20 protein-coding genes and 1 rRNA gene are annotated in these 24187 nt (G+C 51.6%); 13 read left to right on the top strand and 8 right to left on the bottom strand.

Features of this window, described 5'->3' with window-relative positions:
* Positions 1 to 64: 64 nt before the first annotated feature.
* Positions 65 to 442 (bottom strand): co-chaperone GroES, encoded by a 378-nt coding sequence (locus ACYVC2_RS27920; protein ID WP_461108167.1) that lies wholly within the window; start codon positions 440 to 442, stop codon positions 65 to 67.
* A 144-nt stretch (positions 443 to 586) separates the two neighbouring features.
* Positions 587 to 796, bottom strand: coding sequence for a membrane protein insertion efficiency factor YidD (gene yidD / locus ACYVC2_RS27915; protein WP_461109714.1), 210 nt, complete (start codon positions 794 to 796; stop codon positions 587 to 589).
* 99 nt (positions 797 to 895) lie between these two features.
* Between yidD and lgt the strand changes: the two genes are divergently transcribed.
* From lgt to ACYVC2_RS27895, 4 genes are all read left to right on the top strand, one after another.
* A complete protein-coding gene (gene lgt / locus ACYVC2_RS27910) occupies positions 896 to 1741 on the top strand; it encodes a prolipoprotein diacylglyceryl transferase (protein ID WP_461108165.1) in 846 nt (281 codons plus the stop codon).
* A gap of 251 nt (positions 1742 to 1992) precedes the next feature.
* Positions 1993 to 4116, top strand: a complete 2124-nt coding sequence (locus tag ACYVC2_RS27905) for a S9 family peptidase (protein WP_461109712.1) — start codon at positions 1993 to 1995, stop codon at positions 4114 to 4116.
* An 11-nt stretch (positions 4117 to 4127) separates the two neighbouring features.
* Positions 4128 to 5762, top strand: coding sequence for a M1 family metallopeptidase (locus ACYVC2_RS27900; RefSeq protein ID WP_461108163.1), 1635 nt, complete (start codon positions 4128 to 4130; stop codon positions 5760 to 5762).
* 88 nt (positions 5763 to 5850) lie between these two features.
* On the top strand, positions 5851 to 6477 hold the full coding sequence (locus ACYVC2_RS27895; RefSeq protein WP_461108161.1) for a transposase: 627 nt from the start codon (positions 5851 to 5853) through the stop codon (positions 6475 to 6477).
* A gap of 27 nt (positions 6478 to 6504) precedes the next feature.
* Here ACYVC2_RS27895 and ACYVC2_RS27890 read toward each other — a convergent pair whose 3' ends face one another.
* The gene (locus tag ACYVC2_RS27890; RefSeq protein ID WP_461108159.1) at positions 6505 to 7452 is read right to left on the bottom strand and encodes a carbohydrate kinase family protein; all 948 of its coding nucleotides are present in this window, start codon (positions 7450 to 7452) and stop codon (positions 6505 to 6507) included.
* Between the two features lie 97 nt (positions 7453 to 7549).
* On the bottom strand, positions 7550 to 8929 hold the full coding sequence (locus tag ACYVC2_RS27885; RefSeq protein WP_461108157.1) for an MFS transporter: 1380 nt from the start codon (positions 8927 to 8929) through the stop codon (positions 7550 to 7552).
* 122 nt (positions 8930 to 9051) lie between these two features.
* Here ACYVC2_RS27885 and ACYVC2_RS27880 point away from each other — a divergent pair, with 122 nt between their 5' ends.
* A complete protein-coding gene (locus tag ACYVC2_RS27880; RefSeq protein WP_461108155.1) occupies positions 9052 to 10488 on the top strand; it encodes a BamA/TamA family outer membrane protein in 1437 nt (478 codons plus the stop codon).
* Between the two features lie 2 nt (positions 10489 to 10490).
* On the opposite strand, the gene ACYVC2_RS27875 is transcribed toward ACYVC2_RS27880, so the two are convergent.
* The gene (locus ACYVC2_RS27875; protein WP_461108153.1) at positions 10491 to 10637 is read right to left on the bottom strand and encodes a hypothetical protein; all 147 of its coding nucleotides are present in this window, start codon (positions 10635 to 10637) and stop codon (positions 10491 to 10493) included.
* Positions 10638 to 11174: 537 nt separating this feature from the next.
* On the opposite strand from ACYVC2_RS27875, the gene ACYVC2_RS27870 reads away from it, so the two are divergent.
* From ACYVC2_RS27870 to ACYVC2_RS27860, 3 genes are all read left to right on the top strand, one after another.
* Positions 11175 to 13136: an SPFH domain-containing protein gene (locus ACYVC2_RS27870; RefSeq protein WP_461108151.1), complete on the top strand. Its 1962-nt coding sequence runs from the start codon at positions 11175 to 11177 to the stop codon at positions 13134 to 13136.
* Positions 13137 to 13241: 105 nt separating this feature from the next.
* On the top strand, positions 13242 to 14996 hold the full coding sequence (locus ACYVC2_RS27865) for an ABC transporter ATP-binding protein (RefSeq protein WP_461108149.1): 1755 nt from the start codon (positions 13242 to 13244) through the stop codon (positions 14994 to 14996).
* Entirely contained in the window at positions 14980 to 16743 is a 1764-nt protein-coding gene (locus ACYVC2_RS27860; protein WP_461108148.1) for an ABC transporter ATP-binding protein, read from the top strand. Before ACYVC2_RS27865 ends, ACYVC2_RS27860 begins: the two co-directional genes overlap by 17 nt.
* Positions 16744 to 16812: 69 nt before the next feature.
* Here ACYVC2_RS27860 and ACYVC2_RS27855 read toward each other — a convergent pair whose 3' ends face one another.
* Positions 16813 to 17745, bottom strand: coding sequence for a sterol desaturase family protein (locus tag ACYVC2_RS27855; RefSeq protein ID WP_461108146.1), 933 nt, complete (start codon positions 17743 to 17745; stop codon positions 16813 to 16815).
* Positions 17746 to 17952: 207 nt separating this feature from the next.
* On the opposite strand from ACYVC2_RS27855, the gene ACYVC2_RS27850 reads away from it, so the two are divergent.
* Complete coding sequence (locus tag ACYVC2_RS27850) at positions 17953 to 18537, top strand: hypothetical protein (RefSeq protein WP_461108144.1); 585 nt, start codon at positions 17953 to 17955, stop codon at positions 18535 to 18537.
* A gap of 133 nt (positions 18538 to 18670) precedes the next feature.
* Here the strand turns inward: ACYVC2_RS27850 and ACYVC2_RS27845 are convergent, their stop codons facing one another.
* Both ACYVC2_RS27845 and ACYVC2_RS27840 read right to left on the bottom strand, forming a co-directional pair.
* Complete coding sequence (locus ACYVC2_RS27845) at positions 18671 to 19741, bottom strand: branched-chain amino acid aminotransferase (protein WP_461108142.1); 1071 nt, start codon at positions 19739 to 19741, stop codon at positions 18671 to 18673.
* Between the two features lie 104 nt (positions 19742 to 19845).
* The gene (locus ACYVC2_RS27840; RefSeq protein WP_461108140.1) at positions 19846 to 20397 is read right to left on the bottom strand and encodes a cob(I)yrinic acid a,c-diamide adenosyltransferase; all 552 of its coding nucleotides are present in this window, start codon (positions 20395 to 20397) and stop codon (positions 19846 to 19848) included.
* Positions 20398 to 20558: 161 nt separating this feature from the next.
* On the opposite strand from ACYVC2_RS27840, the gene ACYVC2_RS27835 reads away from it, so the two are divergent.
* From ACYVC2_RS27835 to ACYVC2_RS27820, 4 genes are all read left to right on the top strand, one after another.
* On the top strand, positions 20559 to 21068 hold the full coding sequence (locus ACYVC2_RS27835) for a hypothetical protein (protein ID WP_461108138.1): 510 nt from the start codon (positions 20559 to 20561) through the stop codon (positions 21066 to 21068).
* On the top strand, positions 21061 to 22275 hold the full coding sequence (gene queA / locus ACYVC2_RS27830) for a tRNA preQ1(34) S-adenosylmethionine ribosyltransferase-isomerase QueA (protein WP_461108136.1): 1215 nt from the start codon (positions 21061 to 21063) through the stop codon (positions 22273 to 22275). Before ACYVC2_RS27835 ends, queA begins: the two co-directional genes overlap by 8 nt.
* An 84-nt stretch (positions 22276 to 22359) precedes the next feature.
* Positions 22360 to 23664 (top strand): tyrosine--tRNA ligase, encoded by a 1305-nt coding sequence (gene tyrS / locus ACYVC2_RS27825; protein ID WP_461108134.1) that lies wholly within the window; start codon positions 22360 to 22362, stop codon positions 23662 to 23664.
* Positions 23665 to 24088: 424 nt separating this feature from the next.
* Positions 24089 to 24187: ribosomal RNA gene (locus ACYVC2_RS27820) — 16S ribosomal RNA — on the top strand; the annotation flags it as partial.

Below are 24187 nucleotides of genomic sequence, written 5' to 3'. Positions count from 1 at the left end.
TTTACGTAATGCGGCCAGTAAGCCGCTGTTAGTTTGACAATCCGCGACTTTTCAGCCGCCTTGTTCAGGACAAATCTTCCAGCCGTTCCAGCATCAGAATGGAACCCTGTGGAACAATGACGTATTGTTCGCCTTCGTACTGCAATTCAATGGCGCTTCGTTGCAGATACAGGGCCAGATCGCCTTCCTGCGCCTGAAGCGGCATATATTTCACTTTTTCTTCGGTTTCCTTCCAGGGTTCGTCTTCGGTCGGAACCGGAATCGGATAACCCGGTCCCACCTTAATAACATATCCCGATTGCACTTGTTCTTTTTCCTGCACGGTTGGCGGCAGGTACAAGCCGCTGGATGTACGATCGGTGGGATCTTTGGGTTTGATCAATACCCGATCGCCAACGACAATCAGGTGTTTAAGCTTATTATCGGAGGTAATGCCAAGCATAGTGGTCGATAGTAAATAGTATTCAACTGAGAAAGACACCAGTAGGTTAAACGCGGGGCAAAAATCGGGCAAGTTTCGTTCGTAAGTCAAAATGTCATATGCTGTCTGTTCCTGACGGCCATTGAGCAGCCACCAGCGACTTCGCTACGGGACGGGGTCGTACCCATGGCCGCCCCAGGGGTGACAGCGGCTAATCCGCTTCAGGCCGAGCCAACCGCCCCGAAGTGCACCATGTTTGCGGATCGCTTCGATAGCATACTGCGAACAGGTCGGCGTGTAGCGGCAGGCATTCGGGAAGTAAGGTGACACAATGGCCTGATACGCTTTGACCAGTCCGATCAAAATTGTTTTCATCATACAGGCTTAAACACTAAAAGAACCAAAAACTTTCCGGCAATACGTATCTTTGTCCGCCGTCGGTCTTGAATCGGGCAATATTGACCTTACGCTATTATGCTGCAATACATTATTTGGGAAGTTAATCCCGAAATTTTTCACATTGGCTGGTTCTCGGTGCGTTGGTATGGCTTGCTGTTTGCGCTGGGTTTTCTGATCGGCATGCAGATCATGAGCTACATTTTCAAAAAGGAAAACAAGCCGGTCGCCGATACGGATACTTTATTGATTTACATGGTAGTAGCTACCATTCTGGGCGCTCGAATAGGGCATTTTCTATTTTATGAACCCGATGTGCTGCTGCATCATCCGCTAACGGTGATCACACCGCCCTTTGCCGGGCTAGCCAGTCATGGGGCAACCATCGGTATCCTGACCGGCCTGTGGCTGTATTCGCGCCGGAAAGAGAGCCGACTCACTAATCAGACGTTTTTGTGGGTGACCGACCGGATCGTCATTACAGTAGCGCTGGCGGGCGCCTGTATCCGCTTCGGAAACCTGATGAACTCCGAAATCGTCGGTCGGCCGACCGATGTGCCCTGGGCGTTTGTGTTCATGAATAACAACGAGTACGCTAAGATTCCGCGGCACCCGGCTCAGCTCTATGAATCGATCTCATGTTTTGTGCTTTTTCTGTTTCTGCTCTGGTTCTGGAATCACTATAAAGAGCGGACACCGCGTGGCAGTATGCTCGGTATTTTCCTGATCTGGGTATTTAGCCTGCGTTTTTTGTACGAATACCTGAAAGAAAATCAGGTAGCGTTCGAGAATACGATGGCGCTGAATATGGGCCAGATTCTGAGTATTCCGGCGGTGCTGATGGGAATTTATTTTGTCGTTCGCAGCTACCAGACGCCGGTTGTCGTGCCGGTCCACGACGCATCGAAAGAGCCAACGCCCTAAGTAATCTAATTTCTTATTTCGACAGGATGGCCAGGATTTATTAGTTTAGAAAATCCTGGCCATCCTGTTCATCCTGTCGAGAAACAAACTTATCCGGCACTCAGCCGACTTCGCAGAAATAATGTATTTTTGACAAGTGCTTACTTTAAATACACTGTTTTTTTGTGAAGTCGTCTTTTCTTGGTTTTCATCAACTGCTCGCTTTTCTTACGGTCGGCTTCGTGGCCCAGGCACAGATTCCTGGTCAGCAAATGCATTGGACCGCCGACGGTAATGCTTATCTGGCTTCTGACCAGGGCAATCTTACCCGAACTGACATTCGCACGGGCACCCGGACCGTGGTTTTCTCAAGCGATAAATTGCGTCAGCCCGGTATGAACCAGGCGTTGTCCGTAGCTGATTTTTCATTTACGCCGGATAGCGCACATGCCCTGATTTTTACGAATACCGCCCGTGTCTGGCGGTATCACACACGGGGGGATTATTACCTCATCGATCGCGCATCGGGACAGGCTCGCCAGATAGGAAAAGGTCGACCGGCTCAGTCACTTATGTACGCCAAGCTGTCGCCAAATGGACGTAGTGTCGCTTATGTCAGCGAGCATAATTTGTTTGTGGAAGACATCGCAACGGGCAGGGTTACCCAGCTTACCGCCGACGGAACCCGCAAGAAAATAAACGGCACCTTCGACTGGGCCTATGAAGAAGAGTTCGGCTGCCGGGACGGATTTCGGTGGAGTCCAGACAGTAAACAGATTGCATACTGGCAGATAGACGCGACCAAAATCCGCGATTACTACATGCTCAATACCACCGACTCGGCCTACTCGCACGTCATTCCGGTCGAGTACCCAAAAGTGGGCGAAGCGCCCTCGCCTGCTCGTATCGGCATTGTGACTATAGCGGCTGGGCAAAAGACCGTACCGCCCACCACCTGGCTCAATCTGCCCGGCGATCCTCAGCAGCATTACCTGACCCGCATGGAATGGCTACCCAATACGGCCAGCGTAATCGTACAGCAACTGAATCGTAAGCAGAACGAAAGTAAACTGTTTGTCTGTGTGCCTGCTACTAAATCGGTTACACCCATTTATGCCGAAACCGATAAGGCCTGGATCGATGCCAAAGAGCGCTGGAACAACGACGACCCGAGCGGCTGGGAATGGCTCAATAAAGGCAAAGCATTTGTGTGGGTGTCGGAAAAAGACGGCTGGCGGCACCTCTACCGGGTCAGCATCGACGGCAGGACCGAAACCCTGTTGACACCCGGCTCCTACGACATCGAAACGATTAGCTGCATCGACGAAGCGAATAACCAGATTTATTTTATTGCCTCGCCCCAGAATACCAATCAGCGGTATCTGTACCGAACTACCCTGGATGGCAAAGGTAAGGCCGAGCGCGTAACCCCCGCCGGCCTGGCCGGAACGCACGGCTACACCATTTCACCCAATGGTCGGTTTGCACAGCATAGATTTACCAATTACCAGACGCCAACCGTACAGGAATGGATAAGCCTACCCGACCACAGGCCTGTCAATGAGCAGAATAGCATTGCTACGCGTATGAAACCTGTCGCTAAATCGAACGTCAGTTTTTTCAACCTGACAACGGACGATGGCGTAGCGGTGGATGGGTGGATGGTCAAACCGACCGATTTCGATAGTACCAAAAAATACCCGATCGTATTTTATGTATATGGTGAGCCGGCGGGTAGCACTGTCAACGACAACTTTTCCGTCGGTCAGAATTTCCTTTTTCAGGGCAACATGGCCAACGCAGGTTATCTCTACGTAGCGCTCGATAACCGGGGCACGCCGAACCTGAAAGGTGCCGCCTGGCGAAAAGCGATCTACCGGCAGATCGGGCGGATGAACATTCGCGATCAGGCGATGGCCGCAAAGAAGTTATTTTCGCAGCATGCCTACATTGATACCAGTCGCGTAGCCGTCTGGGGATGGAGTGGGGGCGGCTCTACGACCCTGCATCTGCTTTTTCAGTATCCGGATGTTTATAAAACCGGCATATCCATCGCGGCCGTTGGGAATCAGTTGTTCTATGACAACATCTATCAGGAGCGATACATGGGATTGCCGCAGGAAAATCGGGAAGATTTCGTGGCGGGTTCACCCATTACGTACGCGAAAAACCTGCGGGGGAATTTGCTGTACATTCATGGAACAGGCGACGATAACGTGCAGTACGACAATGCCGAACTGCTGATCAACGAGCTGGTGAAATACAACAAACAGTTTCAGATGATGCCGTATCCGAACCGATCTCATGGTATTTCGGAAGGTCCCGGAACTCGTCTGCACTTGCAAACGCTGTACACAAATTATTTGCTTAGGAACTGTCCTCCCGGTCCGCGCTAAACGCTTCCATCATGAACCGATTACTGACGTTCTGCCTGCTGTTGTTGCCTGTGCTGGCTTCGGCTCAGCGGTATGAATTTACGCACGACGATACGTTGCGGGGTTCCATCACACCCGAACGAGCCTGGTGGGATCTGACCTTTTACCACCTTAAGGTTCGAGTCCAGCCAACGGACAGCACCCTGCACGGCTCGACCGAGATCCGCTATCGGGTTCTCAAGCCTAGCCAAACTCTGCAGGTCGATTTGCAGCGACCCTTGCAGGTAGAACGGATTGAGCAGGATGGGCAGAAACTTGCTTTCCGGCAGGATGGGAATGCGTACTTCGTGACGCTGGCCAAAGCCCAGAAATCGGGTCAGTCGGAAGCGGTAACGGTGTATTATTCCGGAAAACCCCGCGTTGCCAAACGCCCACCCTGGGACGGTGGCCTGGTCTGGAAGCACGACAAAGAAGGGAACTGGTTTATTGCCACCGCTTGCCAGGGGTTGGGAGCCAGCGCATGGTGGCCCTGTAAAGACCACATGTACGACGAACCCGACTCGATGGCCATCAGTGTAACCGTTCCCGAAGATCTGACCGACGTATCGAACGGACGTTTGCGCAAGGTGACGACCAACAGTGACCATACCCACACTTTCGACTGGTACGTACAGAATCCCATCAATAACTATGGAGTCAACCTGAACATCGCCCGTTATGAGCACTGGTCGGATACTTATGCTGGCGAGAAAGGAAAGCTCGATCTGAATTATTATGTACTCCCCGAACACCTCGATTCGGCGAAGGTGCAGTTTCAGCAGGTGCCTAAAATGCTGAAGGCGTTCGAGTACTGGTTTGGGCCGTATCCGTTCTACGAAGATGGGTATAAACTGGTCGAAACGCCGTATCTGGGCATGGAACATCAGAGTTCGGTCACGTACGGTAACCACTTCCGGAACGGGTACCTAGGCCGCGACCTGTCGCAGACGGGCTGGGGACTGCTCTGGGATTTTATCATCGTTCATGAGTCGGGGCACGAGTGGTTCGCCAACAACATTACCTACAAAGACGTGGCCGATATGTGGATTCATGAGAGTTTCACCAATTACTCCGAGAACCTGTATACCGAATACTATTACGGCAAAGAGGCTGGTGCGCAGTACGTTATCGGAACCCGCGCCCTGATCCGGAACGACAAACCGATCATCGGTGTCTACAACGTCAATCATTCGGGGTCGGGAGATATGTATTACAAAGGCGGAAACATGCTCCATACCATTCGGCAACTCGTTCATAACGACGATAAGTGGCGACAGTTGCTGCGCGGGATGAACAAGACCTTTTACCACCAGACCGTTACTACGCAGCAGATTGAACAATACATGAGCCAGCAGACGGGCCTGACCCTGAAACCCGTGTTTGATCAGTACCTGCGCGACACCCGGATTCCGATTCTTGAGTACCGTATTGCCAATAACAACATTCAGTATCGCTGGGCTAATTGTGTGGCGGGTTTTGCCATGCCGGTACTGGTTTGTCTGGGCGAGTCGGGACCCTATCGATCGTTGCAGCCCACGACGCAATGGAAAACCGTACCCGCTGGTGGAACGACCAAACTGACGGTCGATCCGAATTATTACGTTTTGTGTAATCGCGTTGGCGAATAACGCTCGCTCAATAAATCGACCAATCGACCCACAGAAAATGTAGCTTACATCGCCAAACCGAACCCATTCTTAACCGTTTCTAACCCCTATGCGCGTGCATCGAAATTTACTTTGGGCTAGCCTGATTCCGGCTATGTTGCTAACTGGCTGCGGAGGCCAGAAAGAAGAAGAGGAAAAGAAAAAAGAAGACGAAACAATCTCGGCCCTGGGCGCTATGAGCGGCATCAAAGAGCTGGCGGCTCAGGCCGAAGAATCGCAAAAAAAGGGTTCTGCTAAAACGGTCGACTTCCGGGTGCTAAAAGACTTACTGCCCGACGATGCCGAAGGTATACCCCGCAAAGAAGCGAATGGTGAGAAAAACGGAGCTGCCGGTTTTGTTATTTCTACCGCAACGGGTAAATACGCAAACCAAGACGATAGCGAAACCATGGAATTGTCCATCATCGACGGAGGGGGCTCCATGATGATGGTTGGTTTAGCGGCCTGGTCGATGATCGAAGTGGATAAGGAGGACGAGCACGGCTACGAAAAAACGGGTCAATACGGGGACAACAAGTCGTACGAAAAATACAATAACGACAGTAAAGAGGGCGAAATTTCGGTGCTGGTCAACAAGCGGTTTATCGTTTCGGCCAAAGGTCACGGCGTCAGCATGGGTAAAATCAAAGCTGCTCTAGAGGACATTGACCTGGATAAATTAGCGGCTTTGAAGTAACTGTATCGCGGCCGGGCTGGCGTACCATTACTCAAACTCTTCGTAGATTCGCCGACGGTCTACTTTATCGGGCAGTGGCCCCTGGCGGGTTAATTTCATTTTGGCCATAGCGGCTCCGGCATGGGCGCAGTTTGCCGGCGCGTAGCCGTCCAGAAAAGCGGTCAGGAAACCCGCCCAATAGGCATCGCCGGCTCCAGTAACGTCGACCACATCGATTTTTTTTCCGGGGATACGGGCCTGTTTGGCTCCCCCTTCGTACGACACCAGGCTACCGTTGGCTCCCAGTGTTAGGCAAATGATCGACGCCCCCATCTGGTGGAAATCGCGTAGAATCTGCTCCGTGGTTTGAGGGGCTCCGTATAGTCGTTCCGCATCGTCTTCGCTCATCTTGACCATCGTTCCATCGGCGCAGTAATTCGTCAATACCTGCCAGGCCTGCTGACGGTCGGGCCAGATGCTGGGTGCGTAATTGGCGTCGATGGAGACCTGACAACCGGCCGCCCGTGCCCGCCGGGCGGCATCGACGATGGTGTCCTGAGCTGGTTGGTGGCTTAAGGCAAAGCAGGTTGTGTGAAATACCTGCGCCTGCGCCAATAAAGAATCGGGCAGTTGCGCTGGTTTAAGCTGGCAGTCGGCATGCCGGTATGCCACAAAATCGGGCGTACCAGCCGTACGTGAAACGATGACGATGGTCGTCGGCTCCAGCGGGTCGCTCGTGATGAACTGGCTATCGACCCCCGATTCGTCGATTTGCCGGACCAGAAACCGACCAAGACTGTCGTTTCCCACGCACGACACCAGAGCGGCTTTGTTGCCCAGACGGGCCATGTTGGCCGCCATGTTGGCCGGACTGCCGCCCTGATACCGGCGGAAATCCTGCGAGTCGAGCAAGCTACTCGCTACGTGATGACCAATGAAGTCGGTCAGCAATTCACCGACCGAGAGCAGGGCGTAAGGACGGGATGAGGGTATCATCTGAGAAGAATCCGTTGCCGGATTGGTTACGAAAACAGGCCAGCCAAATCGATCGCTAAGTAAGCGGTAAAACGATTACGGAGCGCGTATTTCTAGATTAATTTCCACCCGGCTCAACCGGGAAAGCCGCTTCTTCGCTGGCTTTGGTTTCTTTCACCAGAAAACAGGCTCCCGCAGCCAGAATCAGGCAAACGCCCGCCAGCGCCAGCGCATTACGAGGATCGTTTTTCAGCAGCGTCGGGTAAAAGAACCGAACCGTGAGGTTATTGACGATCTGCGGCACCACAATGAATCCGTTAAAAATACCCATGTAAACCCCCATTCGCTCGGCCGGTACGGAACTCGACAACAACACGTATGGCATTGACAAAATCGAACCCCAGGCCAATCCGACCAGGGTCATGCCGACGAAGAAAATATACTTGTCGTTCGACAGGAGCATCGACAGAAATCCAAAGCCACCGATGGTCAGGAAAACGGCATGGGTGGCGCGTCGGCCAATCCGGTCGGCAATGGCGGGCAGGAAGAAAGAAATGGTGAAACAGCCGACGTTGAACATGGCAAAGCACAGGTTCCCCCACTCGGTACCTTCCTGAAAACCCGGTGAATCGGCCGTGGGTGCATTGAAAGCGTGCCGGGCAACAGCCAGCGTCAGGTATTGCCACATCAGCGGCAAGGCAAACCAGGTGAAAAATTTGACCCACCAGAGTTGCTTCATCGTCGAAGGCATCTCTCTGATCGCAAGGAAAATTTCCGAGAAAGCGCCACCGATACCACTTCCTTCGGCTTTCTGGCGCTTAAATTCGGCCATGTTATCCGGCGGATATTCATCGGTCGTGTAAATCGTCCAGATTACAGCCAGGATAACCGCCAGCCCGCCGATATAAAATGGGTATTTGATGCTATTGGGAATGACGTTGGCAGCTACTACGGCCGTGGAAGTCAGGCCCAGGAGCCGAAAAATAGTCGGCATCAGGTTGGCCAGCGTCTGACCGAACCCCACGAAAAAACTTTGTACAGCAAAACCCAGGTCGCGTTGCTGGTCGTTGAGCTTGTCGCCGATAAACGCCCGGAACGGTTCCTGCGTAATGTTCAGGCCGGTATCCAGAATCCACATCAGGCTGGCGGCCATCCAGAGCGCCGAGGAATTTGGCATCAGAAATAGCGCCAGACTGGTAACGATGGCCCCGATCAGAAAAAACGGCTTTCGGCGGCCCCAGCGAGTCGACCAGGTTCGGTCACTGATGGACCCGATGATGGGCTGTACGATCAGGCCAGTGATCGGACCCGCCAGCCATAGAATGGGAATATTCGCTTCGTCGGCGTTCAGATACCGGAAAATAGGGCTCATGTTAGCCTGCTGTAAACCGAAACCGTACTGAATGCCAAAAAATCCGAAACTCATGTTCCAGATTTGCCAGAAACTCAGCGAGGGTTTAGTTTTTGCCGCTGGTTTCTGAATAGATCCTGTTTGCATACATTGTCGTATATTTAACTAGTCATCATAGGCTTTGCCGAATAGCTAACAATTATACATACGTATTTGCAGGATATACAGATAATCTTGTCTTATTTTTTTGAAAAGACGTACTTTTGAGAATGTTTCCCAAAAAGTGGCCAGCCGTTCTGCTGATGCTGACGGCCTTATTCCTGTTTTCTCAAAACGTACTGGCCGATACGCCCGTCGATTCCACCCAAAAGGTGGTGGTGCGGTCTGTAACCCTCAAGGGAAATTATAAAACTCGCGACCGGATCATCCTGCGGGAAATGTCGGTTCATGTGGGTGATTCGATTGTTCTGTCTGCCGTTCCTGACCGGGTGGCCTGGGATCAGCGAAACATCAACAACACCACCCTTTTTATTACAGTCGATACCGAAACCCGCCTGACGCCGTCCGATGATTCAACTCAACTGGCACAGCTCGATCTGACGGTGATCATGAAAGAGCGGTGGTACATCATCGCCTATCCGGTTTTCGACCTGGCCGATCGTAATTTTAATGAGTGGTGGTATGATCGGGGGCACGATTTCAGCCGGGTCATTTATGGCGGACGACTCAGCTACCGGAACGTCACGGGCAATAACGACCGGCTTCAGATGGCGATCGAGCTGGGATTTTTGCAGCGTTTTGGCTTATCCTATTCGAAGCCCTACATCGATCGCGCACAAAAAATCGGGCTGCGCGTCGACTTGTCGTACCAGACCAACAAAGAGATTCCCTACCGTACGCAGTTCGATAAGTGGGTATATACCAAGTCGGAGGAAATCCTGCGCACACGGGCTTATGCCGCGGTTGTGCTGACCCACCGGCGCGGTTTGTACCACTATCATTCCTTAGACGTCCGTTATACCCGCAACACCATTGCCGATACAGTAGCCCGGCTCAATCCGGACTATTTTTTGGATGGGCGCACGGAACAGCATTTCTCGTCTCTCAGCTACAACTACCGCTACGACCGGCGCGATAATGTCGTTTATCCGTTGCAGGGGACGCTTTTCTCGGGTGGAGTCGGGCTGTCGGGCCTGTTGCCCAGCGATAATTTTCGGTTTCTGGACGTTGGCGCATCCATCACGCGTTACTGGCCCATGGGGGGGAAGTTTTATGCGGCCGGGAGTCTGCGCGGCCGCTCGACCTGGCCCACGCGCCAGCCCTATTTTTACCTGAGAGGCCTGGGTAGTTCGGTCGATATGGTGCGGGGTTATGAATTGTACGTTATCGATGGACAGCGCAACGTTACCTGGCGGAATAGCCTTCGGTATCAGCTCCTCAATACCCGAAAGCAGCTAAACTGGCTGCACATCCGGCAGTTCAATACGGTTCCTATTTCAATCTACCTGACGGGCTTTGCCGATGCCGGTTATGTCAGCAGTACCGTGGCCGAACAGTACCAGAGCCGGCTGGCTAACCGCTTGCTCGTGGGTACGGGCATGAGCCTCGATATCGTAACGTTCTATAACCTGGTTATGCGGTTCAGCGGAACGATCAATGCCCAGGGCACAACGGGGTTCTTCTTCAACTTAGCGCAGGAGCTATAGGACTAGGCTGCCTGTTGGGTATCGGAGATGGGAACAAGTCGATAAAACTCCAGTGGCTGACTCCGACGATATAATTCATCGGCATCATAGGTCAATGGACTGTTCTGCTCACGAGCATTGCCCGATTCGTCCCAATAGGTATGGAGCATGGACAGGTTAACCCAATGTAATGTTTTTTGCTCACTGATGGATGCATACTTAAAAACACCATAGTTCAGCAGCGGCCGTTCTGACGGGCTTTCGGCCAATTTCCATTCCTGAAAAACTGATTCAAAGTCAATAACGCACACTTCTCCCGTCGACCAGCGGCAGGTTATTTAACAGGCTCGATTTTTATAATTTCCGTAATACGCGGCAGTTGGCTCATATTCCCTGTAATCTAACGAATTCATCCAGTAACTGGCTTTGAATCAAGGCCGCCAAGATTGACAAAATTATAACTTAGAACAACAGTACTTGACGCCTACCGCTCATCAATTCCCCTGCACAATGGGATTGGTTGGTAACCAATCATCCTAATTCCGGTGCGTTGACAGGGTCTATCCGCATACATTTGACGTGTCAATCGGGCTTTATCGCCACTACACCAATGTAGACATGCTGTCTTCATTTTCTGCTTCTAAAGAAGCTACATGCCTTTAGCTTCCCTTCATTTACTTTCATTCTTAACCATTTAATCCTGTTTCATGATGGAACTGTTACCGCTCATGTCGGCCTGGAGCTGGGTTGTCCTGCTCGTCGTGGCTGTTGTACTCTATAAATGGGTACTTCGCTTTTTATTCGGGATGGTTATCGTGCCCGAAGACCGCATTGGTCTGGTTACCAAAAAATACGTACTCGTTGGCACGGACCGGGGCCTGCCCGATGGTCGCATCATCGCTACCAAAGGTGAAGCGGGTTATCAGGCCCAAAGCCTGGCGCCGGGCCTTTACTGGTGGATGTGGCCCTGGCAATATGGCATTACTATGCAGCCCTTTACGGTCATACCGGAAGGTAAAATTGGCCTGGTCTTGTCAAACGATGGTCTCGAATTGCCGACGGGTAACATTCTGGCCCGGCGCGTCGATTCCGATAATTTTCAGGATACCGAGCGCTTTCTGAACAGCGGTGGCCAGAAAGGTCGTCAGACGGCGGTACTGACGCCCGGAACATACCGGATCAATCCCTACGCGTTTACGATCACCATTGCCGACATGACCGTAATCAAAGAGAATATGGTCGGAATCATTACCACGCTCGATGGCGCGCCGTTGCAACCGGGACAGATTGCCGGAAAACAGGTCGAGGGACACAACAACTTTCAGAACGTCGATTTCTTCCTGCAAAACGGCGGAAACCGGGGGCTTCAGCCGCAGGTCGTATTGGCCGGTTCGTACTACATCAATCCGTGGGCGGTACAGATTGAGGAAATTCCCATGACGACCGTGCCCATTGGTCATGTCGGTGTCGTGATTTCGTACATCGGTGAAGATGGTGAAGATATCACCGGCGATTCGTTCAAACATGGCAATATTGTCCGGCGGGGGTTCCGGGGCGTCTGGATGGAGCCGCTGGGACCGGGTAAATACCCCATCAACACCTATACGATGAAAGTGGAAGGGGTACCGACCACCAACCTGGTCCTTAACTGGGCCAACGCCCGCTCCGAATCGCACGATCTCGACCGGAATCTGTCGACCATCACCGTGCGGTCGAAAGATGGGTTCCCGTTTAACCTCGACGTCGCGCAGATCATTCACATTCCGTCGGCGGAAGCCCCGAAAGTGATTGCACGCTTCGGTAGCATGAACAACCTGGTGTCGCAGGTGCTGGAGCCGACCATCGGTAACTATTTTCGGAACTCGGCGCAGGATTCCGACGTGATTGCCTTCCTGAGTACCCGGAAAGAACGGCAGGAAGCAGCCCGTGAGCACATCCGCCAGGTGCTGGAAGTGTATAACGTCAATGCGGTCGATACGCTGATTGGTGATATCGTACCGCCCGACAGCCTGATGAAAACCCTGACTGATCGGAAAATTGCGCAGGAGGAAGAAAAAACCTACGAAACCCAGCGAATGGCGCAGGAAAAGCGGCAGGGGATGGAACGAGAAACGGCGCTGGCCGACATCCAGCGCGAAGTGGTGAAAGCCCAGCAAAGCGTCGAAATTGCCCAGCGTACGGCCGATGCCTCGGTGAAAAAGTCGGAAGGGGAAGCTCGGAGCCTGAAGCTGCAGGTAGCCGCCGAGTCGGAAGCCACCAAGATACGGGCCGAGGCCAACGCCGAAGCGCGCCGTCGCCAGGCCGCTGCCGATGCGGAAGCTACCAAGCTGACGGCGGATGCCGAAGCCGAGCGGATTGCCAAAACGGGTACGGCCGAAGCCGAAAAAATTCTGGCCATCGGTCGCTCGACGGCCGAAGCCTACGAGCTACAGGTACGGGCGATGGGCGACGAAAATTTTACCCGCTTCAAGATCACCGAAGAAATCGGGAAGGGCCAGATTCGGGTCATTCCGGATATTATTATCAATGGCGCGGGCAACGGCTCCGATGGGTCGCTGAACGGACTGATGGGCTTGCAATTGCTTGAGCAAATCGAAGAACGAAAGACGGGGAAGGCCACCAAAATTGTAGACATTATAAAACCGGCCGAAAAATCCGAAACGAATTAAAAAGAAATTAAAAAGGCCGATGGATGCCCATCGGCCTTTTTTTGTTTTGCCTACCTTTGATCAATTTACCGTTCGTAGTCAGCACTGCCAGACTGATAAGCCCTTATGGATCAAGCTACTCCGAAGCAAAGTTCTCGCCCAAAAGCCCCGTCGCCATTGCTGGGTTTGTTGAAACCCTATTCGCGCCTGATTCTGTCGATGATTGGGCTGGCGCTAGTCAGCAACGGTGCCAACCTGATTCTGCCCCTGCTAATTTCACGGGGTATCGATGCTTACTCCGCCGGGCATTTCGTCCTGAAAACCGTAGTGGTCGAATTTCTGGGTGCGGCCCTGCTCATTTTTGTGTTCACGTACCTGCAGAGCATCGTGCAAACCTACGCGTCGGAGCGGGTAGCAAAGGATTTGCGGACACAACTGGCCGATAAAATCTCGCATCAGAGTTTTGTTTATATCCAGCAGGCTAACCCATCGAAGCTACTGACCAACCTAACCTCAGATATCGACTCGGTCAAGATGTTTGTGTCGCAGGCCATCGTGTCGCTGGCTTCGTCGATCTGTATCATCCTAGGCGCCAGCATCCTGCTGATCAGCATCAACTGGCAACTGGCCTTAGCAGTACTCGCCATTGTCCCGATTATTGGCATTACGTTTTTTCTGGTACTTAAAAAAGTACGGGTGCTGTTCATTAAAAGCCGGGAAGTAATCGACTGGCTCAATAAAGTCATCAACGAAAGCATACTCGGATCGGCCCTGATTCGTGTCATTAACTCACAGCAACTGGAGTACGACAAGTTTCTGGCGGCCAATACCAATGCCAAAGACCTGGGTATTTCTATTCTGCGGTTATTTGCGGGCCTAATTCCCGTCATCAGCCTGACGGCTAACCTGGCGGCTCTGACGATACTGGTGCTGGGTGGGCATTTTGTGATTACCGACCAGATGTCGCTGGGCGATTTTGCGGCTTTCAACAGTTATCTGGCGCTGCTGATCTTTCCGATTATTGTAATTGGATTTATGAGCAATGTCATTGCGCAGGCATCCGCTTCGTTTCAGCGCGTCAACGAGGTGTTGCAGGCTCCCGAACCTGTCAGGGCCGGCACCGACAAGGCTAGGTTGAAAGGCGAAGTTGAGCTTCAGAATGTGTCGATCAATTACGGCGAGAAACCGGTGTTGAAGGATATTTCATTTGCCGTAAAAGCGGGCACCCGAACCGCTATTGTCGGGCCAACGGCCGCTGGTAAGACCCAATTGTTGTTTTTGCTGACTGGGTTGATAAAGCCAACCGGAGGGGTTATTCGATACGATGGAAAAAGCATGGACGCCTACGACGAAGATGCGTTTCACCGTCAGGTCGGATTCGTCTTTCAGGATAGTATTATTTTTAACCTGAGCCTCCGCGAAAACATTGCCTTCAGCGAAACCGTAACCGACGAATCGTTACAAAAAGCCATCGATACGGCCGAATTGCAGGACTTTGTGAACGCATTACCCGAAAAACTACAGACCATCGTGTCGGAGCGGGGAACTAGTTTGTCGGGCGGGCAGAAACAGCGGATTATGCTGGCTCGCGCGCTGGCACTCGACCCAAAGGTGTTGTTGCTGGATGATTTTACGGCTCGCGTCGATCCGAATACCGAGCAGAAAATTCTGACGAACGTACAGCAGAACTATCCCGGAATGGCGCTGATTTCGGTGACGCAGAAGATTGCGTCCGTAGAGGATTACGAGCAGATTATTCTGCTGATGGAAGGCGAAATCATCGCCAGGGGCACCCATACCGAGTTGATGAGCATCAGCCCCGAGTACGTTCAGATTTATCAGTCGCAGCGAAGCACCAGCCAGTATGAACTACGATCTTAACCAGGCTACCGGTCAGAAGGCTGAAAAAAACGCGACCTATAAAGCGCTCCGTAAACTGCTGACCCTTATCGACGACGAGCGCCAAACCCTGATTCTGGCCTTTATCGCCATTATCATCAATTCCAGTCTGACGCTGATCGGGCCGATGATCATCGGCCGCACCATCGACCGCTATATACAGACCAAGCAATTTGACGGAGTGCTGCGCAACGCGGGGATTTTGCTGGGCATTTACGCGGTTGCCTTCGTCACTAACTACACCCAAACCCGTCTGATGGGGGGCGTCGGGCAGCGAACCCTGTTCAAGCTTCGGAATGCGGTGTTCAATAAACTACAGGAATTGCCCGTCGCGTTCTTCAACCAGAATAAAGCGGGGGATCTGATTTCCCGGATCAATAACGACACCGACAAACTGAATCAGTTTTTTTCGCAGTCGCTGATGCAGTTTGTGGGTAGCCTTTTTATCATGACCGGGGCCGGTTTGTTTCTGTTGTTCATCGATCTGCCGCTCGGTGCTGCGGCTTTGTCGCCGGCTATTCTGATGTGGTTATTCACCACATTAACCTCCGGGTGGGTAAAGCGGAAAAATGCCGCTAACCTGAAAAGCGTGGGAAACCTGAGTGCGTCGGTTCAGGAAAATCTGGCCAATTTCAAAGTGATCATTGCTTTTAACCGACGCGATTATTTCCGCAAACGCCTGGAGGAAGCTAACCAGCAAAGCTATCGGACCGCCATTGGCGCGGGTCTGGCCAATAACGTCTTTACGCCCGTTATCGGGGTGGCAGCCAATCTAGGGCAATTGGTGGTACTGACGTTTGGGATTTATCTGATTTCGACCGACCGTTTTACTGTTGGTCTATTGATCAGCTTTTTATCGTACGTCAACAATTTTTACAACCCGCTTCGGCAACTGGCGGCTTTATGGACCAATTTTCAGGTAGCACTGGCGGGCTGGGATCGCATCTCGTACATGCTGGCTCTACAAACCAACCTGACGACCGTCGATAATCCGTTGAAGCTGCCGACTTCATCGTTACTGTCGTTCCAGCATGTATCGTTCAGCTACCCCGATGGAAAAGAAGTGCTACACGATATCAGTTTCGAGCTGGAGCGCGGTAAAACGTATGCATTGGTTGGCCCAACCGGGGGTGGGAAAACGACGACCGCTTCGCTGATTGCCCGGCTCTACGATCCGACGAGCGGAACCGTGCTGCTGGATGGAAAAGACATTCGATCGTACGCCCCCGAAGAACGAACCCGGAAAATCGGTTTCATTTTGCAGGAACCGTTTTTGTTTACAGGCACTGTTCGTGAGAATATTCTGTACGGCAATGAGCGCTATCAGACTTACTCGAATGAGCAACTCGCTGACGTAATTCGGGACGCTAATCTGGAAGGGTTACTGGAGCGGTTCGACGACGGACTAGAAACAAAAGTGCAGACGACGGGCGAGGCCATTAGCCTCGGTCAGAAACAACTGATCGCCTTTATTCGGGCGGTACTGCGAAACCCGGAACTGCTCATTCTGGACGAAGCAACGGCCAACATCGATACGGTGACGGAACAGTTGCTGGACGAGATTCTGCAAAACCTGCCCGAGACGACCACTCGCATCATCATCGCCCACCGGCTAAATACGATCGAAACCGCCGACGAAATTTTCTTTATCAACTCGGGTGAGGTCACCCGCGCAGGTTCGCTCAATGCGGCCGTCGACATGTTACTGCACGGAAAGCGGGTCAGCTGATCGTAAAAATAAAGTCCTGCTTTTTCGGAATTCCGGAAAAGCAGGACTCTGTTGCAAAACTGAACTTGATCAGGCCAGCATGTCGACTTCTTCTGGTTTTGGGGCTTCCATGCGTTTTTTCTCCTCTGCAATTTTTACCGGGCTCCCGAAGATGTAAAACATCTTTTTGCGCAGCCCTTTGGCTTTCCGAACATCCTGAACCATATCCGAAAGCTCGTGGAAGTTAATAAAGAACGGATTCGCTTTGTTCGGAATGTTGGTGGTGATGCCATAAATAACGGGTTCATCTTCGGGCTCGAACGTACCGAACATACGATCCCAGAAAATAAACGTAGCGCCGAAGTTTTTGTCGATATACTGTTCCTGCGAGCCGTGGTGAACGCGGTGATTCGAGGGCGTGGCAAAAATATATTCGACCCAGGCGGGCATTTTTCGGATGTATTCGGTGTGTACCCAGAACTGAAATAATACCGCCATCTGGTTGGTTACGAAGAAAATGATCGGGTGAAAACCCATGAACGCAACCGGTAGAAAGAAGACGAGTTTCAGGTGCTGAATCCAGCTTAGGCGGTACGACACGGTCAGGTTATAGAACTCGCCGGAGTGGTGAACCACGTGTGTCGCCCACCAGAACCGCTGCTCGTGTGACACGCGGTGTGCCCAGTAACTGAAAAAATCTAAAATGATGTAGCACGGAATCAGCGTCCACCACTGCAGTTCCATACGCCACGGGATCAGGTTATAAATCCAGATGAATACATACAGCAGACCCAGCTTGAGCACTGCGGTAACGACCAGATTACCCAGCCCAACCAGAATTGAACCAATGGTTTCTTTTTTCTCGTAAAATTCTTTTTCCTGGTAGTAGGCAATTCCCATCTCGATGATGGTGAAAAATAACATAACAGGAACAGCCCAGAGAATTATGTTAGGGATACTTTTCTCAATGGTGTGTACATTATCTAGAGAAATGGGATCTGCACCGAATAGGGAAAAATTCATAACAGTTGTTGGTAAGCGAGAACGTTTAATACAAAATTTAATCTATACTACGACTTTACCGTTGAAAAGTGCTTATTTGGATTAGATAAATATAATAATTGCTATATAAAATACTAATTAGAGGCTCTGTGTACTTTTTCCGCCTATACGATCTTATCCTGTTAAATCCTTGTAATGCATTACCTTTGTGTACTTAATATTGGCTTTATGACTCGATCTTTCCCTGTTATTCTATCCTGTATTTTTCTTCTGCTCTGGACTGGCTGCGGTTCCCGCAAACAGTCCGGTAATCAATCTGCCGACTCGCTCGAAACGGCCGCGACTTCTTCCGGAACGAGCGACGAAGTAGCGATCACGGGACATCTGGCCGATCTGGGCCTGACGAACGACAGCGACTGGCGGGGTATTAATCTCGGCGATGATTTTACGAAAGTGAAAGCCACCGAAAAAGGCGAAGCCTTCGAGAGCGATGCCAGGCACATCGGCTACACAATTGAGTTTCCAAATCTGGAAACATCCGATGTCCTGTATTACCAGGCTGATCAGAAAGTTTCGGCTATCGATGTAGACCTGTTTCTCAACAGTCGTCAGTCAGTCGATGCGTACACAAAAGAGTTGGAGCCTTATTTTACCGCTCGTTATGGCGCTCCCAAAACGGGTAATGGCGGCACGATCTGGACAGGACCGGGTGGAAAAACGGTGTTGCTGAAGGATGTCTCAAAAGGCAAGGATTTTGGCCTGAAGATAAAGATTGCTCCATCGGGCAGCGCCATAACCGCTTCGACAAAGTAAACTGGCGTTATCCTTTAAACAGAAAGAGTCCCCAGTGCTGAGGACTCTTTCTGTTTAAAGGATAAATAGATCTAACTGATCTGGCGCTGGTACGACCCTGACGGGGTCGTACTGGTCCTAACAAACAAGTCAATTAAATCGAATGCATCCAGCCGAATTCATCGGCAATTTTTCCGGTACGTAAATCCCCCAGGTACTTCCGCACGCGCGCTGCGAACGAATCCTCAGGGGCAAATTCGGGTAACATGTAATCTTTCCCATTGTAGCCGATCAGCGAGTAAGGCGAAGAGCCGACGGCCGTTCCAGCACCAAACGCTTCCGTCAAACGACCGGTTTCGATACCCGAAATAACCTCTTCAATGGACACCAGCCGCTCTTCAACGGTAATGCCCCAGCTACGGGCAATCTGCAAAATCGAATCACGCGTAACCCCTTTCAGGATCGAATCGGACGTGGCTGGCGTTACCAGTTTTCCATCGATGATGAACATGATGTTCATCGTACCAGACTCTTCGATGTATTTGTGTTCGCGGGCATCGGTCCAGATGAGCTGATCATAGCCCTGCTGTTGCGCCAGGAGCGTCGGGTACATCGAGCCTGCGTAGTTGCCTGCACATTTGGCGTAGCCCACGCCACCGGGAGCTGAACGAATAAATTCGGTTTCTACTTTCAGCTTTGGCGGATTGGAGTAATAAGCGCCCACAGGGCCCGTAAAGATGCAGAAACGATACGTTTTCGAAGGAGCGACGCCCAGGTAAGTATCTGTGGCAAACATAAACGGCCGGATATACAGCGAGCTATCCGGAGTATCGGGAACCCAGTCGGCATCGACCCGCAGCAGCGCTTCCAACCCGCCCATGAATACCTCTTCGGGTAGCGTTGCCATGCACATTCGCCGGGCCGATTCGTTCATGCGCTCAAAATTGGCGTAAGGACGAAATAGCAGCACCTCGCCGGCCTCATTCTTGTAAGCCTTCAGGCCTTCAAAAATAGACTGACCATAATGTAGCGACGACAGAGCAGGGCTTAGGGTAAAGTTGTCGAATGGCACAATCGCTTGATTTTGCCACTGACCATCGACGAAGTCGGCCACGAACATGTGATCCGAGAAATGTTTTCCGAAAGGCAGATGATTAAAATCTACCTCTTGAAGGCGGGAGCGTTCCGCTTTCCGCAGTTCAATTTGCAATGCGTCCGTCGTCATAACAGCTTATCGTTAATGAGTTAGCCTGTGAAATAACAAGCTGTGGCAAAGCTAAAAAATTAGATTGAGGAAATTTAGTTGTCTTGACAACTTTTTTTTACCGGTTAAACCCGGGGTTTCCAGACGACTTCCTCGACGCTTAAATCCTGCGCCATTTTTCGGGTCAGTACGAATAAATAATCCGATAACCGATTGAGATACTGCAGCACCAGCTCGTCGACCGGCGACTCGTCGTGCAGGGCAGTCACCAGCCGTTCGGCCCGGCGGCAAACGGTTCGGGCCAGATGCCCAAACGAAACCGAATCATGACCGCCAGGCAAGATAAACGCCCGTAGCGGAGGCAGGTCGGCGTCTAAGGTGTCTATTGCCTGTTCGAGCCGGCTGACGTCATCCGGAATGATCGTCGGTATGGTGCGGGTCGTCGCTTTGTCGGGGTCGGAGGCCAGTTCGGTTCCTATGGTAAAGAGCCGGTCCTGGATTTCGTTCAGCATTTCTTTCCGACTGACATTGACTAACTGATCGCGCATCAAACCGATCCAGGAGTTCAATTCATCAACAGTACCGTAGGCATCGATGCGTAAATCAGCTTTGCTTACCCGACGCCCGCCCAGCAAAGCGGTCTGGCCTTTATCGCCCGTTTTTGTGTAAATTTTCATATGCTTTTTAAAACCAAAATCTGCAACAATTAATCGACCTGACGGATTTCCCCGTTCGGGCCGTACCTTTGCACCCTAAAATAAAGTGGATAGTTGCTGGTCGTCATTGCCGAACGTCGACAATGCTCTTTTGCCAGTTACCTATCGATTATTGACTCTTCATGAAAGCAGGTACTTTTTTCATCCGAACCTGGCGTATTTTGTCCATCCTCGGCTTTTTGGTTGCGTTGTTCAGCAGTTATGTTTCGTATCCGGAAGAGGTTGCGGTTCGGTTCGATGAACTCAGACGGCCTATTCAAACCATCAACCGCGAAACAATTTTTTACCTCGCGGTGGCTATTTTTATTATCAACAATACGCTGATCAACGTCGTCGCCAAGCTTTTTCTGCGTGTGCCAACCGCTCAGGTTCCCATTCCGAATCAGAATATATGGGTTGCGCACCGTTCTCAACTGAACGAGATTTTCAAAAACTGGTTCTACGCCCTCACAGCCTCTATTAATACCGTCGTGGCGCTGGGTTTGTTTGTGCTATCGCTACTGAACCGCTCCGACCGCAGCATGCAGCCTTTCGATTATGCCTGGCTGCTGCCAGTAAGTACGCTCATTCTGATTTCAGTCCTGATCGGTCTGCCGATCCGTTTGCTGATGAAACCCGATGCCGATGCCTGAGGCCAACGAGCTGCTGCTGACTCAGTTTCAGTACGATCTGCCTGACGAACGCATCGCCCGGTTTCCGCTGGCACAACGCGATGCGTCGAAACTGCTCGTTTATCGGAGCGGTCAGATCAGCCATGAGCGGTTTGCCAGTTTGCCTGATCAACTGCCACCCAACAGCTTTCTGGTTTTTAACGACACGAAAGTCATTCCCGCCCGGTTGCATTTTACGAAACCAACCGGCGCTGTCATCGAACTGTTTTTGCTGAATCCATTTCCTAATCATCTACCCATCAGCCAGGCGATGGAAGCGACAGGGGCGGCCATCTGGCAGGGCATGATCGGCAACCGCAAGCGCTGGAAGCCAACCGAAACCCTGGAAGCAACGTTGCCTACAGCCTCGGGTGACATTATACTCCAGGCTTCCTGGTATGCTTACGACCAATCGGCTGTACGCCTGAGCTGGCAGCCTGCCGAGCTGACATTTGCCCAGCTTGTTCAGCACGCCGGCGAAATACCGCTGCCCCCCTACCTGAAGCGGGAAACAACCAATGCCGATCGGGAAACGTATCAGACTATTTACTCGAAGCAGGAAGGAGCCGTAGCCGCTCCGACCGCCGGCCTTCATTTCACACCCGCCGTCTTCGAGGCTTTGGCTCAACGAGGCATCGGTCATGATTACCTAACTCTACACGTGGGAGCCGGAACCTTTCAGCCCATCAAAACGGATGATGTTCGGCAGCATCACATGCATACGGAACAGGTTGTGTATACGCAGGAAAATTTACGGAACCTGCTGGCGCATCTGAACCAGGTGATTGCGGTCGGCACCACATCGATGCGTGCGCTGGAAAGTCTGTACTGGATAGGGACGAAGCTGCTTCGGCAGGAGGCCGATCCGTTTCAGCTCGATCAGCACTACGCTTATCAACTTCCTAAAAACGAACAGCCGTCGGCTGAAGCCGCGTTGACTGCCGTGCTGACGCATCTTACCGAACAAAAGCAGGAGTCTTTAGTAGCGTATACCGGTATATACATTACCCCTGGGTATTCGCTCCGGCTCTGCAACGGAATCGTTACGAATTTCCACCAGCCCGGTTCGACCCTGATTCTGCTGATTGCTGCTTTGATTGGTAATGACTGGAAACGGGTCTATACCGAAGCGCTCCAGCATGAGTATCGCTTCCTGAGTTACGGCGATTCTTCCCTGCTTTTACCATAAACCACTATTTTTGCGGACGAATCCAGCGAGTGAAGCGCCAAGTCGATCTGCGTCCACCCGTTACTCGTTCGCTCTTTTGATCCTATGAATTTCATTGAAGAACTCCGCTGGCGGGGTATGTTGAACGACATGACCCCCGGCACCGAAGAACAACTCCAGAAAGAACTAACCGCCGGTTATATCGGTTTCGACCCGACAGCCGCGTCGCTGCATATAGGAAATCTGGCTACAATCATGTTGCTGGTACATTTGCAACGGGCCGGTCATAAGCCGTTCGCGCTGGTCGGGGGAGCTACCGGAATGATCGGCGATCCGTCGGGGAAGGCGGCTGAACGCGAGTTCCTGTCCGAAGAAACCCTGCGAAGAAACCAGGAGGGTATTCGGCAGCAACTGGCTAAATTCCTGAATTTTGATAGCAGTGACAACTCGGCCGAAATGGTCAATAACTACGACTGGTTTAGGGAAATCTCCTTTCTGGGTTTCCTGCGTGAAGCGGGTAAGCACATTACCGTCAATTATATGATGGCGAAGGATTCGGTTAAGAAGCGGCTCGAAACCGGGATTTCGTTCACCGAATTTTCGTACCAGTTATTGCAGGGCTACGATTTTTACTGGCTTTACAAAAACCGAAATGTCCGCCTGCAAATGGGTGGCGCCGATCAGTGGGGTAATATCACGACCGGCACGGAACTGATTCGCCGGAAAGAAGCAGAGGAAACAGAAGGGCACGAAGGCAGTCATCTGGCATTTGCCCTAACGACCCCACTGGTGACCAAAGCGGACGGGGCTAAGTTTGGTAAATCGGAGAGCGGTAACGTTTGGCTCGATCCGGGTATGACGTCGCCGTATCAGTTCTATCAATTTTGGCTCAATACCGCCGACGCCGACTGTCCGCGACTGATTCGGGTGTTCACGCTCTTATCGCGTGAGGAGATTGAAGGATTGGAACAGCAGCATGCCGAGGCTCCGCATCTTCGTATTCTACAGAAAGCGATTGCCAAAGATGTGACCATTCGGGTTCACTCGCAGGCGGGATATGATTTGGCCGTAAAAGCGTCGGAAGTGTTATTTGGCAAAGCCACGCTCGAAACCCTGCGCTCGATTCAAGTCGACGAGTTCGATGTTATTTTCGAAGGGGTCCCACAAACGGAGATTTCAGCAGAAGAACTAGCCAGTAGCAAAGACATAACCGATCTGTTATCAGTTGCCAGTCGGGGCGAGGTGTATGCATCCAAAGGCGAAGCACGGCGGGCTATTACGCAGAATGCCGTTAGTATAAATAAAGTAAAAGTAGCTGATCCGGCAGCTCCAGCCGAGCTGGAATGGCTCCAGGACCGGTACATTCTAGTGTCAAAAGGAAAGAAAAATCACCTGCTGAAAAAAGTTTAAAAAAAGTTTTCAGGCTAAGTGGCTGATCCAGGGGTGGTTATCGAGCGGGCGCCGATAACCACCTAATTATTTTCAAACCAGGTCTTGACAAAGGTGATTTAAGGGCCTACCTTTGCAGTCCCAAATCGAACGAAATGGGGCAACTTCTGAAAATAACCGCCTGATCGTCAGGCTATTACGCATAAGAGGTTGACAGTCAGGTAGAAAAAATAATTTCACTTTTTACTTGACAAACGCTGGGAAAGCAACTACCTTTGCACTCCCAAACATCGGGAAGCAGGTTTTAGTCTTCTCACCACGCCGACGGCCAACGGGCCTGACGCGGAAAGTTCTTTGACAAACGGGCAGCACAAAAAACACTCGACCTGATACCTTCGGGTATCGGTTGAACAACATCGTAGTCTTCGGACTACACATAATATTTACGATGGAGAGTTTGATCCTGGCTCAGGATGAACGCTAGCGGCAGGCCTAATACATGCAAGTCGAACGGTCCTTTCGGGGATAGTGGCAAACGGGTGCG

It is taken from the genome of Spirosoma koreense (assembly GCF_054777875.1).
The sequence above is the reverse complement of the archived record's forward strand: the minus strand, read 5'-3'. Positions and strand labels throughout refer to the sequence as shown.